Genomic DNA, 15,809 nt, shown 5'->3' with positions numbered 1-15,809 from the left:
CGGCGAAATGCCCTAACTCTTTGCTTTGAGGCAATTCTGGACGGAAAACCGCTTCACACTTTTCCTAGAATTGCTCTAGCCGAAAAATGATGCAGCGCGATGGCTGAAGCCGCGGCGACATTCAGGCTGTCGAAGCCTTCCGCCATGGTGATCCGCACGTCGTGCAGGCTTGCGAGCAGGTCGTCCGGCAAGCCTTCGCCCTCGGTGCCGAGATAGAGCGCCAGGCGCTCGCTGCGCTGCGCATCGCGGATGTCGGTCTTCCCGCGTGGCGAGAGCGCGAATTGTTCGAAGCCACGTCGGGCGAGCGTCGTTGTGAAGCCGGCGGTATCGGTGAACGATGCGAACGGGATCTTGAGCGCGGCGCCGACCGAAACGCGGATCGCCTTGCGATAGAGCGGGTCGCAGCACGTCGCATCCAGCAAAACCGCGTCAGCGCCAAAGGCGGCGGCGTTGCGGAAGATCGAGCCCACATTGTCATGATTGGCGATGCCGACGAGCACCACGACCAGCGCACGAGGCGGCAAGCCATCGAGCAGGGCTTCAGCCGGCTGCGGCGCTCCCTTGCGGCCCATGGCCAGGATGCCGCGATGCATGTGAAATCCGGCGATTGCGTCCATCACCGCGCTGGTGGCCACATAGACCGGGAGGTCGGCGGGCGCCTTGCTCAGGATCTTGTCGAGACCCGCCAGCCGGTTTTCCAGGACGAGGGCCGATTCGGCGGCAAAGCGTCCAGTTGTGAGCAGCAGGTCGAGCACCACCTTGCCTTCGGCGACGAAGCGGCCTTGCCGGCCGGCGAGGTCACGCTCGCGAATGTCGAGATAGGCAGCGACGCGCGGATCTTGCGGGTCGTCGATGCGAATGGGATCCATGCATTCCTCGCGACCGTCGCATCGGCCCCGAAAATCCGGACCGCTTCCCGGCGCTCACCTTGTTTGGAAAGCACGATGCGACAATTCGGGACAATCAGCCAGCTTTTGCGCCCCAAATGGGCGCATGTCGCTCTGAATCGCCGGCGAGATCGGCGGCTGTGTGGTCAGGTTCCAGCACGGCGCAAGCGGTGCGCCATCTGGGACAGGTCATCCTTGCCGCTGCCGAAAATGCCGTCCAGCATGACAAGCAGTTCTCGCACGGCGTCGGATTTGCAGGAGTAGTAAATCATCTGGCGGTCGCGGCGGGTGTCGACAAGGTCGAGCGCCCGCAACTTGGCGAGATGCTGGGACAGGGCGGATTGGCTGAGCATCACCTTCTCGGCTATGGCTCCCACCGACATTTCACCTTCGGCGAGGTAGCTCATGATCAACAGTCGCTTCTCATTGCCCATCAGCATGAGAAACTCTGCCGCCGATTCGGCGTTCACGATTAGCTTTGTCGAGACCATCGATCCCCCATGCTTCCTGTTCATCCCGACGCCATGGGGGCAATGGCGTCTGATTCCATAAATTCACTTGCCGATCGGCGCTGGCGATTCAGCGTCACTAAAAGGTAGAGCATTTCACCTAAATCTCAAGTGTTGCTTTTGATCCAGCATAATTAAGTCTCAGTCCCGGCGTCGACAATGGCTCGGCCCGCCCTCGCCATATCGACCAGAACGTGCCGCAATTCACCTGCTGCGCCCAGAGGTTGCGGGTAAAAGACCCGGCAAGCATCGTCGCCCGACACCAGATCCATGCCATCGGCATCGAATCCGGCAATACGCCAGCCGTTGCCGGATACTTTGGCGAAATGCTGTGCGTAAACGGCGATCGCGTCGAGATGGTCGGCGTTCATGTGGTCGATGGCCGATTGTTCGCGCGCCGCGAGTTCCTCGACGACCGGTCCGCTGGCGAGCAGATCCGATCGATCGAGCTGATAGGCCTTGCCGAAGCCGCCGTTGAGGCTGGCGCGTTGCGGATCGAGGCGAAAGATCGAAAAGTCACCGAGACCGGCGTAAAGTTTCGCCCTGGCATTGTGATTGAGGTAACGGCGCTCGGTGCGGGCGTGTTCGGCCGATCCGCGCTCGATCCGTGCCGCCTGGCAGACCAGTGTCAGGCGCGGGTGCGCCAGCGGGTCGCCCCTGCCTGGTTCGCCGAGCAACAGGGAACAGCGCGGGTCGGCAAGCAGCGCGCCGGTGTGCGCCGAAAGCATCGACACCAGGATCAGCGGCGCGCCGTCGATGTCGGTGGCCACGCCAACCCTGCTGGCCAGCGGCGAGCCGGCTTGCGGTTCGATCACCGCCAGGGCGCCAAAGCGGGCGCTGCGCAGAAGCGTCTTCGCCAGCCGGATCGCTTCGGCGTCCGTCTCACGGATCACGTCCTTCTTCGGCTCGTCCAAGGCAGCACCGCAGTAAGTTGATCTTTGTTCTCTAGTTATCGGTCAGCAAGCCGGATTTGACAAGGTCGTCGATCTCGGCTTTCGCAAAGCCGAAACGTGCCAGCGTTGTCGACGGCAACAAATCCTCATCGCCGGGCATAGTGGCCAATGTCGGTTGCGAACTCGAGAAACGCGGGGCCGGGGCCGGGCGCTCAAATGCACCTGCCGTCACAGAGGCGTTGCGTGCCCGATTGTGCGGGTGGTGCTTTGCCTCTTGCAGCGACAGAACGGGTGCAACGCAGGCATCGGTTTGCGCGAACAACCGGTCCCAGTCGTCGCGTGGTTTCTGCCGGATCCGATCGGCAATGGCGGCGCGCATCGGCGGCCACAGGGCCTTGTCGTACTGGCCGGATGCAAAGCGCTCGTCGAGCGGCAGCAGCCTGGCGAATTCGGCGAAGAATTGCGGCTCGAGACAGCCGATGGCGATATGACGTCCGTCCGACGTCTCGTAGGTGTCGTAGAACGGGGCGCCGGAATCGAGCAGGTTCGCGCCGCGCTTGTCGCTCCACAAGCCGGCCGCCATCAAGGCGTGCAGGGGCACCGCCAGCATCGAGGCGCCGTCGACCATCGCGGCGTCGATAACTTCACCCTTGCCCGTGCGCGAACGTTGGAACAGGGCGGCCAGCACGCCGGCAATCAGCATCATGGCGCCACCGCCATAGTCTGCAACGAGGTTGAGCGGCGGGACGGGACGACCGCCGGCATGGCCGATGGCGTGCAGCACGCCGCTATAGGCGAGGTAGGTTATGTCGTGGCCGGCGCGGCCGGCGAGCGGGCCGTCCTGGCCGAAGCCGGTCATACGGCCGTAGATCAGCGCCGGGTTACGCGCCAGCACCGTTTCCGGGCCGAGGCCGAGCCGCTCCATGACGCCCGGGCGAAAGCCTTCGAGCAACATGTCCGCCTTTTCGGCAAGGCGCAGCAACAGATCGGTGCCTTCACGGCGCTTCAGGTCGAGGCGCAGCACGGCGCGGCCATGGCGGTCGATGTTATACTCATCCGGCAGCGGCAGGAGCTGGCTCGTCCCCGCCCGTTCGATGCGCAACACTTGCGCGCCCATCTCCGACAGCATCAGGCCGGCCAGCGGCACGGCGCCGAGCCCGGCCATCTCGATCACCTTCAGCCCGGTCAGCGGACCGGTTTTAGCGGCAGCGGACAGGCCGGCGCTCATGACCGGTTTATTTCGGCGCCATGCGAATGGCGCCGTCGAGGCGAATGGTCTCGCCGTTCAGCATCTGGTTCTCGATGATGTGCAGGGCGAGAGCGGCATATTCGGACGGTTCGCCCAGGCGCGACGGGAACGGCACGGCGGCGCCCAGTGAATCCTGCACCTCTTGCGGCATGCCGGCCATCATCGGCGTCTTGAAGATGCCGGGAGCGATGGTGCAGACGCGGATGCCGGAACGGGCAAGGTCGCGCGCCACCGGCAGCGTCATGCCGACGACGCCGCCCTTGGACGCCGCATAGGCGGCCTGGCCGATCTGGCCATCATAGGCGGCAACCGAAGCGGTGTTGACAATGACGCCGCGCTCGCCGCCCGGCAGCGGCTCGAGCTTCGACGCGCGTTCGGCGACGAGGCGGATCATGTTGAACGTGCCGATCAGATTGACCTCGATCACCTTGCGGTACTGATCAAGCGGATGGGGACCATCCTTGCCGATCGTCTTCACGCCGATGGCGATGCCGGCGCAATTGATCAGGATACGCGGCTCGCCAAGCTTGGCGGCGACGTCGGCGAGGGCAGCAGTCCCACTGTCGGCGCTGCTGACGTCGCATTGGACGGCAATACCGCCGATCTCGGCCGCGACCTTGACCGCGCGGTCAATACCGACATCGAAGATGGCGACGCGGGCTCCCTTGGTGGCCAGCGCGCGCGCCGTTGCCTCGCCAAGGCCGGAGCCGCCGCCGGTGACGATCGCGATCTGGCCGTTCGGGTTCATGACGTCATCCTTTGATCTCAGGAACAGTGGACGGATCAGGCGCCAGATCGATGGGAAAGGTCAAGCCATCGCCGCGGTAGGATCGGTCACCCTGGCCTGATCGGCGTGGCAGACCTCGCCCAAGAGCCTGGCGACCGCGCCCGGCGCGATCTCGTGCGACAGCAGCCGGTCGAGGTCGACGGGGCGCGGCATCGAAATCTGGCCGCGCGGAATCCGCTTGAAACCGAGCGGCCCGTAATAGGGCTCGTCACCGACCAGCATGACGGCAGGTGCGCCGGCCCGGGCAGCGGCCTTCAGCGCGATCGCCACCAGCCGGCGGCCGATGCCGAGATTCTTGAAGGCCGGCCGCACGGCGAGCGGCCCGAGCATCAATGCGCGGCCGGCACCGGCGGCGATGCGGGTCATGCGCACCGAGGCGACGACGATGTCGCCATTGACGGCGACAAAGGACAGCGAGCGCTCGTGCCCTCCGGCCTCACGAATCTTGTAGGCGGCCAGCACAAAGCGGCCGGGCCCGAAGGCTTCGTCGTTGATGGCTTCGATCTCGGGGTCGTGCGCCGGGGTTTCCGGCAGGTATCTCACGTCGGCAAGGCTCATGGTCTTTGCGGTCCGGTACAAGGAGGAAAGGTTGCTGCAACGGCAGCATTCGCCAGTCAGCGCTTCGTCAAGCGCGGGCGCCCTTTCGTCGTCGGTCAAACCGGATCAAAGCAAAGTCGAACATGCGGATTGTCCGCTAGCATCAATTTCCCGCCGCTGCAATCGGCCGTTTCTGTCCGTCATTTCTGCCAAGTGACGGTCTGTTCAGCACCTGACGTCTTCGACAGGGCAGCCTTGCGCCTACATCAACCAACAGGACGCAAGGAGATTCGCATGGGATTGCTGGTCGAAGGAAGATGGCAGGACCGCTGGTACGATACGGCGGACAATGGTGGCAGGTTCGTGCGGGCGCAGTCGCAATGGCGCGACTGGATCACCGTTGACGGGGCGCCCGCCGAAGGCCGGACGCGCGGTTTCAAGGCCGAGCCCGGCCGCTATCACCTCTATGTCTCGCTTGCCTGTCCGTGGGCCCACCGGACGTTGATCTTTCGCGCGCTGAAGAAGCTGGAGGGCATCATATCGGTGTCCGTGGTGCATCATTTCATGGGCGCCAACGGCTGGACGTTCGTAGCTGAGGACGGCGCCACGGGCGACACGCTCTACGGCCTCGACTTCCTGCACCAGATCTATGCCAAGGCCGATCCCGCCTATTCGGGCAGGGTGACTGTGCCGGTGCTGTGGGACAAAAAGGAGCAGACCATCGTCTCCAACGAGTCTTCCGAAATCATCCGCATGCTGAATTCAGCCTTCGATGAATGGGGCGACGCCAGCTTGGATTTCTATCCGAAGGCGTTGCGCGGCGAGATCGACCGCATCAATGCGCTGGTCTATCCAGCCATCAACAACGGCGTCTATCGCGCCGGCTTCGCCACCACGCAACGCGCCTATGAAGAGGCTTTCGGCGAGCTGTTCTCGGCGCTGGATACGTTGGAGGAGCGGCTGGCAAAACAGCGCTATCTCGTCGGCGGTCGTATCACCGAGGCCGACTGGCGGCTGTTCACCACGCTGGTGCGCTTCGATCCGGTTTATGTCGGCCATTTCAAATGCAATCTGCGCCGCATCGCCGACTACCCGAACCTGTCCAACTATCTGCGCGATCTCTATCAGGTCCCTGGCGTGGCCGGGACGGTGAACATGCATCACATCAAGGCTCATTATTACGGCAGCCACCAGACGATCAATCCGACGCGGATCGTGCCTGTCGGACCGGATCTCGATTATGGCGCACGGCATGACCGGGCGCGCTTCGAGAAAGCGGCGGCCTGATCTACCAGTAGGGCGAGGGCTGCTCGCCGTCAAAAACCTCGGCGATCCGGCGCAGCGTCGCCGGCGTCGTGCCCTGCGGCAAGCGGTCGAGCGGGAAGAAGCCGGCTTCGGCGATCTCGTGGTCCGGCAGCTTCGGCGCCGTCTGGCTGAAATGCTCGAGCAGATAAAAGCCGACATGGTCGCGGTGGCTGGAGCGGCGGTTGAAATGCATCGATTTGAGCACCGGCGGGGCGGTCAGAGCGATGTTGCCTTCCTCGGCCAGTTCACGGGCCAGCGCCTCGTTCATCGTCTCGCCGACTTCGACGCCGCCGCCGGGAAGCTGCCAGCCCGGTACATAGGTATGTCGAATAAGGAAGACGGATCTGGACGCTGTGTCGTGGATCAGGCCGCGCACGCCAAGCGTCATCGGCCTCCGCAGCACGAAATAGAGATGGAACAGCCTGGCCCTCAACCCTGGCCAGCCGGTCTGGCGGAAGGTATCTTCAGGGCTCGTCATTGATAGCGAAACCGTGGGTGGAAAGCCGCGCGCGGGTCGCCTATGAAGGTTGTATGTTCAGGCTCGCGCATATTTCCGATGTCCATCTGGGGCCGCTCCCCGATGTATCCTATCGCGATCTCGCCTCCAAGCGCGTGCTCGGCTATGTCAACTGGCAGCGCAACCGCCGCCGCCATATGCATGATGCGGTCATTGACACGATCGTCGCCGACATCAAGGCGAACACGCCTGATCACCTCGCCGTCACCGGCGATCTGGTCAATCTGGCGCTCGACGGCGAGATCGAGATGGCCAGGCACTGGCTGGAGACGCTGGGGCCGCCGCATGATGTTTCGGTCGTTCCGGGCAATCACGACGCCTATGTGCCAGGCGCCTTCGACAAGGTCTGCCGGTCCTGGGCGGCGTGGATGAGCGGCGACGGCGTCAACACGCCGGTCGACCGCAACGCCTTCCCCTATCTGCGTGTACGCGGCAATGTCGCGCTGATCGGCGTCTCGACGGCGCGCGCCACGGCACCCTTCATGGCCAATGGGTTTTTCATGGAAGGCCAGGGGGATAGGCTCGGCAAAATCCTCCAGGACACTGCCGGACAGGGGCTGTTCCGCGTCATCATGATCCATCATCCGCCGGTGCGCGGCGCGGTCCCGCAGCACAAGCGGCTGTTCGGCATCGCCCGCTTCAACAAGATCATTCGCCGCCATGGCGCCGACCTTGTGCTGCACGGCCATTCGCATCTGCCGTCGCTGTTCTTCATCGGCGGTCGAGGCGTCAGGATCCCGGCGGTCGGTGTCGCTGCCGCCGGCCAGGCGCCGGGTGGCAAGCACCCGGCGGCGCAGTATAATCTGTTCGACATCGACGGTGAAAAGGGAAACTGGCGGATCCGGCTGACACGGCGCGGCCTGACCGGGCCGTCCATACCGCCATCCGATCTGCAGACGGTGGAGCTTGGCGCCGAGGCCGCTATGGCCGTAAATTGACAACCATGGCCACGATGCGGTCCCAGAACAGGACGACCGACACCACAAGGCCGACCAGTGCGCCGGCAGCGACCAGGCCAAGCCCGGACAGAAGGGCCGACCAGCGTTTGCCGCGCTCCGTCGCGCGCAGCGGCGGTTCGGCTTCTGGCACATACGCACGTTTCAGGCCGGCGACGGCGGGTTCGACGCCGCCTTCCAGCATCCTCTGACGCTCGACGATGCGCTCGGCGACATAGCGCGTCACGGAATCGGCAACCGATTTCATCTCAGTGGATTCGGCAAGCACCACCCGGCCGATGCGGGTGTCCTTGAGGAAGCGATAGGTGCGGCGGTCGCGCCCCATGGCGACATGGCTGATGGCGTCGATCCACAGGCGCGGCTGCAAGCCCGACGAGACGACAAAGTCGAAATTGTCCATGTCGGCCGGAACATCGGCAAAAACCGGCGCCAGCTCGGCGGCAAGCAGATCGAGACGCATGCGATGCGCCTCGCGCATGTCGACGACGACATCGTCGCGGTCGGCGAAGGCATTTTTGACATCACGGATGGCATCGGACAGTTTCTTCGACTGGTCGATGGTCTTCTCGCCTGCTTCCTTCATCGGCGTCTGCCTCGTGGGTTTGGTTAACACTGGGTTAACACAGCCGCCGGCAAAATGCACTGGCGAGATCGACGGCGTCGGGATGCTCAGGAGGGTCGTCGTGCGCGAAAAAGTCAGCTTGCTGCGGCGGCGAATTTCTGGCGGTGCGGCCTGGCGCGGCGGCTGGTGTTGCGGCGAATGATCTCGGCAACGAGGTCGGGTGCTTCCTCGGCCAGCATATGGCCCGCCTCCAGCACGTGGTGCACGTGAAAATGCGCCGGCAGGTCATCCGCCTGGGTAAAGGGCAGCACCGCATCGCTGGTTCCCCATGCCACCATTACCGGCATGTTCAGCCGATCGAGTCGATCGTGCGGGATGACGCCTTGCCGATCGTCCACGGTCATGGCGGCCGCGATCCCGACCAGCTTTTCGAGTTGGCCGGGTCGCCTGCGCATTTCCCAAAGGATGTCCACCGTATGTTCGAGCGGCAGGGCAGACGGTCCCGACATCACGGAGAGGCAGGAGCGGATCTCGGACCGATCCGCGGCTTCGGCATAGCGGCGCAACAGCGGTCCGTTGATTTCGGGGCCAAGGCCGCCCGGCGCCAGAAGCGTCAGCGAGGCTATCTTTTCGGGCTCGGCCAGCGCCATCAGCGCCGCCACGGCACCACCCATCGAGTGGCCCACGAGATGAACGCGCTTCAGCCGACGCTCCGAGAGGTCGGTCAGCACGGCCTTGGCCGCCACCCTGGCCGGACCGGCGGCGGGAAAGTCGAGCGACATCCCATGCCCAGGCAGATCATAGGCCAGCGTATGCGTGGAAGGCGTTAGGGCGGAAATCACCTCGCGCCATACATCGTGGCAGCCGCCGAAACCATGCAGCAGGACGATGGCCTTCGAGCCAACACCCTCTTCGGCGGCAAAAAGTGATGCGGTCATGAAAGCTGATTTTTTGTTATTGCAGAATGCGCGACACCAATCGTGGCTGAATTGCTCCTAGTCCGACATGATGACCAGTAAAATTTTCGCGATTTGTACGGTTGTGTACAGAACTTGGGGATCAACCGGCATTCGGCGATCGGAGCGCAGTAAATCCATCGGGACACGGCGCAGCCAGCGCGGACGTCGATGGTGTCAGCTCGGGCTGCCGAGCCCGGCAGCACGCAGTGCCTGAACCAGCCGGTCGGTCAGGTCGGCCGGATATTTCCGCTCGACGAAAGTCGCCCGCGGATCGGCGGCAAATTTGGGGAACTCGGTGGTCAACTGTTTCAGCAGCGTGCTCACCAGATGGTCCTGTCCGGCAGCCTTGGCGCCGATCAGCCGTGCCGCCAGATAGTGTGATTTCGTTGCCGTCGTTCTCAGTGCCATGCTGGCCGCGACTGCCTTGTTCGTGTCGCCGAGCATGAGCTCACCGACGAACAGCCCATAGTCCCACCATGTCGGGTGTCCGCTGAAGGTCTCCGCCGCATGATCGAGGATCGGCGTTCCCTCGGCGTATCGTCCGGCGAAGATCAGCCCGTAGCCGTAAGCGGCGGCCATGCCGAGATCGTAGGGGTTGAGTTCATAGGCCTTGCGCATCCAGCGGATTGATTCGTCCGTATTGCCGAGGCGCGAACTGACATAGCCGTAGGCGCGATGCGCATAAGGGCTGGTCGGACCCATCTGCACGCCGCGATGGGCGAACTCGACGGCTGTTTCAATCGTCGCGTTGGGCGGATAGGCGTAATGATCGGACACCGCCTCGAGATGCAGGGAAGCAAGTTCCGAATAGACGAGCGAGGACTTGGTTCCACCATTGGCCAGCTTCTCGAGGCAACGATAGGCCGCCTCATGGGTCCTGGCGTTCTGGTCGAGGTAATATTTGCCGTTGAGCAGCAGGCACTGCGTCAGACCGTTTGGCGTGCCGGTCTGCTCGATATAGTTGTAGATGGTGCCGGAGGCGGGGAGTGCCGAGCTCAGCATGTCGGCAATACGGTCTTCGACCGCCGCAGGTGCGCTGTCGGCAGGGGTGAGATTGCGCGATAGAAGCACCCGTCCGGACGCCATGCTTTGCAGTTCTATCGTGATATCGCCCGCGTCCGGTCCGGGCAGGATGTCGAATATGAAGCTCGCAGCGTCGTCGGCTGGATCGTTGACGGTGTCGCGACCGATGAAGTCGATCGTATCGAAGCCACTCAGGCCGGCGCGCAGCGATGCGGCGACACGGCTGGCGTCGGGGCCGTCAGCCTTGAGTCCGATATAGACTTGCGGCAGGGCGTCAGCCCTTGCCGACGATGTGATGCTTGCGGTTGCGCCAGCGGTCTCCGGCGTTGCCGAGATGTCGCCGCCTGCCAGCAAGGCAGTGCTGCCCTGGCGAAGGATCAGTACGCCCAGCATGGCGATGACCAGGGCGATCGCCATCCAGAAAAAGCGGAGATGGCGCGCCACCGAGGGGGCAGGCGAAGTCGGTACGGAAGTCAGAGACATCGCCTCCGGCGTGCCCGTGCCGGCTTCGTTTGACCGATCGGCGGATGCGGCGCCGTCCAGCCTGAGTTCGGGAACAGCCTCGGCAATATCCGGCAGGCGGATCGCATTCGATTCATAGGCAGGAACATAGCCGCCGCGCGGAATGGCGATGCGGACCGGTTCGGCAATTCCCTCATTGGCGAAATAGTGCTGCAGAAGCTCGCGCAGCCTGCCTGCCTGCACCCGCACCACGGCATCGGTGGACGGGTCGAAATCGCCGTCCTTGCCGAAAACATCCATGGCAATGGAAAAGCCCTTGAGCCTGTCGGCTTCGCCGGCCTGTTCACGTTCGACAAGATAACGTAGCAGCTTGCGCGCGCGTTCGGATCGGCCGAACGTTTGGCTGGCAAGCAGTCGCTCCAGTGTCTCGCGCACTGCGGGGGCGGCAGGCGTGGCATGCTGCAAGTGTCGATCCTCTCGAAGTCGGCACAGGTTGAGGCGCGATCATATAGGTCCCGCACCACCACACAAGTATACACCCCATTATGCGATCACGTACCCACCGGATAATTCCGCGGTGGTTAACGGCCCGAAAGGTCGGAACCGATCACCAGATTGGGACGGTTCCGATCTTTGTTCCCGTTGGGCGTCAGCCGGCTTTTTTGCCGACGGTACGGTTGGCGGCGGACATCACTGCTTCCAGCGAGGCGGCGACGATGTTGGTGTTGATGCCGGCGCCGAACAGCTTGCCACCGGGATATTCCATCTCGACATAGGAAATGGCCGACGCGTTCGAGCCGCGCTGCATCGAGTGCTCGGAATAGTCGAGCACCGACATCTCGACACCGAGATGACGCGACAGCGCATCGACGAAGCCGTCGATCGGGCCGGTGCCTGTGCCCGATATCGTCAGTTCCTTGCCGTTGTCGAGGATGACCGCCTCGACGACGCGCCGGCCCTTGATCTCGGTGCTGGGATAGGTGTGGTGATCGAGGAATTTCAGCCGCGCGCCGGGCTGGTCGACATAGGTCTCGAGAAAGCGCTCGTAGATGCGCCTGGCCGGCACTTCCTTGCCCTCGGCATCGGTGATCGCCTGGATTTCCTGGCTGAACTCGATCTGCAGGTTGCGCGGCAAATTGAGGCCGTAATCGGCCTGCAGCACATAGGCGATGCCGCCCTTGCCGGACTGCGAATTGATGCGGATGATGGCTTCGTAGCTGCGTCCGACATCGGCCGGGTCGATCGGCAGATAGGGCACTTCCCACAGGCTCGTATTGGCCTTCTTCAGCGCCTTCATGCCCTTGTTGATGGCATCCTGGTGCGAACCGGAAAAGGCGGTGTAGACGAGTTCGCCGACATAGGGGTGGCGCTCGGGGATCTTCAACTGGTTCGAATATTCATAGACGTCCTTCATCCGGTTGATGTCGGAGCAGTCGATCAACGGATCGACACCTTGCGTGTACATGTTCAGCGCCAGCGTGACGATGTCGACATTGCCGGTGCGCTCGCCATTGCCGAACAGCGTGCCTTCGACACGGTCGGCGCCGGCCATCAGGCCGAGCTCGGTGGTGGCGATGCCGGTGCCGCGGTCATTGTGCGGATGCAGCGAGACCAGCAGGTTCTCCCGGTTGTCGAGGTTGCGGCACATCCACTCGATGCGATCGGCATAGATGTTGGGTGTCGACATCTCGACCGTCGAGGGCAGGTTGATGATCAGCTTGTTGTCAGCGGTCGGCCTGACGATCTCGGTGACGGCGTTGCAGATCTCCAGCGCCACTTCCAGCTCGGTGCCGGTAAAGCTTTCCGGCGAATACTCGAAACGAAAGCCTCCGCCGGCCTTGGCCGCCATGTCGGTGATCATCTTGGCCGCGTCGGTGGCGATCCGCTTGATGCCGCCGACGTCCTTCTCGAAGACGACGCGACGCTGCAATTCGCTGGTCGAATTGTAGAAATGGACGATCGGGTTGGTGGCGCCCTTCAGCGCCTCGAAGGTGCGGGTGATCAGCTCCGGCCGGCACTGCACCAGCACCTGCAGCGAGACATCGGCGGGTACGTTGCCTTCCTCGATGCACCAGCGGGCAAAGTCGAAATCGGTCTGGGAGGCCGACGGGAAGCCGATCTCGATCTCCTTGAAGCCCATGTCGAGCAGCAGGCCGAACATGCGTGCCTTGCGCTCATGGCCCATAGGATCGATCAGCGCCTGGTTTCCGTCGCGCAGGTCGACCGAGCACCAGATCGGCGCCTTGTCGATAACCTTCGAGGGCCAGGTGCGATCGGTGAGACCGACGGTCGGATAGGGCTGATATTTGCGAGCCGCGTCGGGCATGCCTTTGGCCGAATCCGTGTCGGCTACCGCGGCATCGGAGCGGATCTCTTCTCGTGCGTTCATCGTCGTTTCTCCCGGCGGCTCATGGATCCACCTTCAGGTGGATTGATGGCGAGCGGCGCCTTTACCAGAATTTCGTTCGCTTGATGTGATTGCCAAGGAGCATGCGCTTGCGCGGCGGTTCGACCGCCGGGCGCTCCTTCAGCGAACCCGGCGATCGCCGATAAGGCCGAGAAGAAGCAGGGTCGAAGCCAGCGCGCGCACGGTCTCGCCGGAAAAACCGGTCGGACGGGAAGCGTTGCTGGCGCGCGTGTTCATGGCGGTTCTCTTACAGGAGCGGCTTGTGGGAGGCAAGTGGGCCGCGGGCCGTGTCGTAAGCACATGAGTTGTCCGGATTAGCACGTGAGTTGTCCGGTTTTATCGCCAGCGAATGGAGGCTGGGGATGAAGCGGGCCGCAGGCCGTGCAGGACAACGAATCCGGGTTAACGGGCTTCGGAGCCTTTGCCGGCGCGTTGGCCGACGAAGCGTCAAACGAAAAACCCGCCTGTTCGGCGGGTCACTGGCGCAAATCAGCACCATGGATGAAAATGTACCTTAGCTGAGGGCAGGGAGTCAAGAAAAAATTCCTATCATTAAAAAACTTTCGGCACAAAAGCTGCCAACACCGCCGAACTGACTGCCGCCGCCAGGCCTTTGTTCAGCTGAGTTCGGCAGGCCGTGTCGTAAGCAGTCGTCCGGATTAGGCAGCAGATGAGTTGTCCGATTTGTCTGCCGGCTGGTTGAGACGGGCGGCACCCCGACGCGCGTGCTCTTCCCCAGGCGCGGCAAATGCGCCAGACTTGGGCGACGGGTTGCGATGTCCAGTCGCCGGGAGGGGTCGTCCATGAATTTCGTGTTCTTCTCGCCGCATTTTCCCGCCAATGGCGCGGATTTCTGCGACCGTTTGAAGAAGGCCGGGGCCAGGGTGCTCGGTATCGGCGACGCGCCCTATGACGCGCTCGACGCCAAGCTGAAGGCGGCGCTCAGCGAGTACTACCGTGTCGCCGACATGGAGGACTATGATCCGGTGTTCCGGGCAATGGGGCATTTCATCCACAAGTGGGGCCGCATCGACCGCTTTGAATCGCTCAACGAACACTGGCTGGAGCTGGAAGCCAACATCCGCACCGATTTCAACATCTACGGCACCAAGCTCGATTTCGTGAAGAACCTGAAGCGCAAGAGCCGCATGCGTGCCTTCTTCCGCAAGAGCGGCGTCGACACCATCGCGCAGCGCAAATGTTCCGACCGCGCCGGGGCCATGACCTTCATCCGGCGCGTTGGCTATCCGGTGGTGGTCAAGCCCGACAGCGGTTCCGGCGCATCGAACACCTTCAAGATCTCCAACGCCAAGGAGCTCGACCAGTTCTTCCGGGACAAGCCCGAGGACGTGACCTTCGTCATGGAGCAGTTCATCGAGGGGCTGGTGGTGACCTATGACGGGCTGGTCAACCGCGACGGCGAGGTGGTGCTGGCGGCCAGCCACCGCTACGACCAGAGCGTCATGGAGGTGGTCAACAAGGACCGCCACATGAGCTATACCTGCTTTCCCAGGATCAATCCGGCGGTCGAGGAGGCCGGTCGAAAGATCCTGAAAGCATTCGACGTGCGGGAACGCTTCTTCCACATCGAGCTGTTCGAGACCAAGGACGACCGTGTCATCGCGCTGGAGGTCAACATGCGCCCGCCCGGCGCGTGGATGACCGATGCGATCAACTATACGTTCGACATCGATGTCTATGCGGCGTGGGCCGACATGGTGGTCAGGGATGCCGCCGGCGGCCCTTACGAGGGCAAATATTTCACCGCCTATGCCAGCCGCAAGCGACGCCTCCACTATTTGCACAGCCATGAGGACGTGCTAGCCGCGCACCGCGACAAGATCGTCCACCATCAGGCCATCGAAGAGGTTTTCAGCCGCGCCATGGGAAATTACGCCTACCAGATGCGCTCGAAAGACGAAGCAGGGCTGCGCGAAGCGGTCGCGTACATCCACGCGGAAAAGGCGTGAGGCGATGGACATTTCCTATCACAAGAATTTCTCGAGCCAGCTCGGCCGCGACATGGAATACAAGCGCTACGGCCATGCCGGCCGGCCGGTGGTGGTGTTTCCGACCTCGCAGGGCCGGTTCTACCAGTTCGAGGATTCCGGCGGGGTGGGCGCACTGGCCGAATTCATCGACACCGGCCGCATCCAGCTGTTCACGGTCGACGGCGTCGATTCGGAATCCTTCTTCGACAAGCATGCCGACGCGGCCCATCGCATTGCCCGCCACGAGGCCTATTTCCGCTATGTGCGCGAGGAAGCGCTGCCGGACTTCCTGACCACGGCCGAGCAGGCCAATGGCGGGCGCAAGCTGAAGCCGCTGTTCTCGGGCTGTTCGATGGGCGGCTATCACTCCTCGAACTTCGTCTTCCGCTTTCCCGAACTCGCCAGCGGCGTCATCGCGCTGTCGGGCGTCTATTCGGCCCGCGATTTTTTCGGCAGGGCGCTCGAGGGCGACATTTTCTACAACTCGCCGCTCGACTATCTGCCCGGCATCGTCGATCCCAAACTGCTGGCCCGGCTGAAGACGCTCAGGCTGATCTTCTGCTGCGGGCAGGGCGCGTGGGAAGAGCGGATGCTGGTCGAGACGCGCAGGTTGGAACAGATCCTGCGCGACAAATCCATTCCCGCCTGGGTCGATTACTGGGGCGGCGATGTCAGCCACGACTGGCCGTGGTGGCACAAGCAACTGGTCTATTTCTTCGGCCGTTGGCTGGATGAGGACCTGATGCACAGGCTGGATTGATAGCG

The 15,809-nt window shown here is 63.0% G+C and carries 15 protein-coding genes; 4 read left to right on the top strand and 11 right to left on the bottom strand.

The features are described 5' to 3' along the window. Positions 1-53: 53 nt before the first annotated feature. The 6 genes from M729_RS0116275 to M729_RS0116250 all read right to left on the bottom strand — a co-directional run bounded on the left by M729_RS0116275 (position 54) and on the right by M729_RS0116250 (position 4,883). The gene (locus M729_RS0116275; protein ID WP_027162203.1) at positions 54-869 is read right to left on the bottom strand and encodes an RNA methyltransferase; all 816 of its coding nucleotides are present in this window, start codon (positions 867-869) and stop codon (positions 54-56) included. Positions 870-1,033: 164 nt separating this feature from the next. After that, complete coding sequence (locus tag M729_RS0116270) at positions 1,034-1,378, bottom strand: metalloregulator ArsR/SmtB family transcription factor (protein WP_013529913.1); 345 nt, start codon at positions 1,376-1,378, stop codon at positions 1,034-1,036. A 152-nt stretch (positions 1,379-1,530) separates the two neighbouring features. After that, a complete protein-coding gene (locus M729_RS0116265; protein ID WP_027162202.1) occupies positions 1,531-2,310 on the bottom strand; it encodes a HugZ family protein in 780 nt (259 codons plus the stop codon). A gap of 31 nt (positions 2,311-2,341) precedes the next feature. Beyond that, on the bottom strand, positions 2,342-3,517 hold the full coding sequence (locus M729_RS0116260; protein ID WP_027162201.1) for a CaiB/BaiF CoA-transferase family protein: 1,176 nt from the start codon (positions 3,515-3,517) through the stop codon (positions 2,342-2,344). A gap of 7 nt (positions 3,518-3,524) precedes the next feature. Further along, positions 3,525-4,286 (bottom strand): 3-hydroxyacyl-CoA dehydrogenase, encoded by a 762-nt coding sequence (locus M729_RS0116255; protein WP_027162200.1) that lies wholly within the window; start codon positions 4,284-4,286, stop codon positions 3,525-3,527. 60 nt (positions 4,287-4,346) lie between these two features. Next, positions 4,347-4,883 (bottom strand): N-acetyltransferase, encoded by a 537-nt coding sequence (locus M729_RS0116250; RefSeq protein ID WP_027162199.1) that lies wholly within the window; start codon positions 4,881-4,883, stop codon positions 4,347-4,349. 273 nt (positions 4,884-5,156) lie between these two features. On the opposite strand from M729_RS0116250, the gene M729_RS0116245 reads away from it, so the two are divergent. Beyond that, entirely contained in the window at positions 5,157-6,149 is a 993-nt protein-coding gene (locus M729_RS0116245; protein WP_027162198.1) for a glutathione S-transferase family protein, read from the top strand. A gap of 1 nt (position 6,150) precedes the next feature. Here M729_RS0116245 and M729_RS0116240 read toward each other — a convergent pair whose 3' ends face one another. Continuing rightward, a complete protein-coding gene (locus M729_RS0116240; RefSeq protein WP_027162197.1) occupies positions 6,151-6,645 on the bottom strand; it encodes an NUDIX domain-containing protein in 495 nt (164 codons plus the stop codon). A gap of 53 nt (positions 6,646-6,698) precedes the next feature. Between M729_RS0116240 and M729_RS0116235 the strand changes: the two genes are divergently transcribed. Then, a complete protein-coding gene (locus M729_RS0116235) occupies positions 6,699-7,622 on the top strand; it encodes a metallophosphoesterase (RefSeq protein ID WP_027162196.1) in 924 nt (307 codons plus the stop codon). Here M729_RS0116235 and M729_RS0116230 read toward each other — a convergent pair. The 4 genes from M729_RS0116230 to leuA form a co-directional block, all read right to left on the bottom strand. Continuing rightward, positions 7,606-8,223: a hypothetical protein gene (locus tag M729_RS0116230; RefSeq protein WP_013529921.1), complete on the bottom strand. Its 618-nt coding sequence runs from the start codon at positions 8,221-8,223 to the stop codon at positions 7,606-7,608. The genes M729_RS0116235 and M729_RS0116230 overlap by 17 nt on opposite strands. A gap of 113 nt (positions 8,224-8,336) precedes the next feature. After that, positions 8,337-9,140, bottom strand: coding sequence for an alpha/beta fold hydrolase (locus tag M729_RS0116225; protein ID WP_027162195.1), 804 nt, complete (start codon positions 9,138-9,140; stop codon positions 8,337-8,339). 195 nt (positions 9,141-9,335) lie between these two features. Further along, on the bottom strand, positions 9,336-11,111 hold the full coding sequence (locus M729_RS0116220; protein WP_027162194.1) for a hypothetical protein: 1,776 nt from the start codon (positions 11,109-11,111) through the stop codon (positions 9,336-9,338). A 184-nt stretch (positions 11,112-11,295) separates the two neighbouring features. Next, a complete protein-coding gene (gene leuA / locus M729_RS0116215; RefSeq protein ID WP_027162193.1) occupies positions 11,296-13,035 on the bottom strand; it encodes a 2-isopropylmalate synthase in 1,740 nt (579 codons plus the stop codon). 821 nt (positions 13,036-13,856) lie between these two features. Here leuA and M729_RS0116205 point away from each other — a divergent pair. Beyond that, entirely contained in the window at positions 13,857-15,023 is a 1,167-nt protein-coding gene (locus M729_RS0116205; RefSeq protein WP_027162192.1) for an ATP-grasp domain-containing protein, read from the top strand. A gap of 4 nt (positions 15,024-15,027) precedes the next feature. Further along, positions 15,028-15,804, top strand: coding sequence for an esterase family protein (locus M729_RS0116200; RefSeq protein WP_024504515.1), 777 nt, complete (start codon positions 15,028-15,030; stop codon positions 15,802-15,804). The last annotated feature ends 5 nt before the right edge of the window (positions 15,805-15,809 follow it).

The organism is Mesorhizobium sp. WSM1293 (genome assembly GCF_000513875.1).
Classification (GTDB): domain Bacteria; phylum Pseudomonadota; class Alphaproteobacteria; order Rhizobiales; family Rhizobiaceae; genus Mesorhizobium; species Mesorhizobium ciceri.
This window is presented reverse-complemented; position numbering and strand designations above follow the sequence as displayed.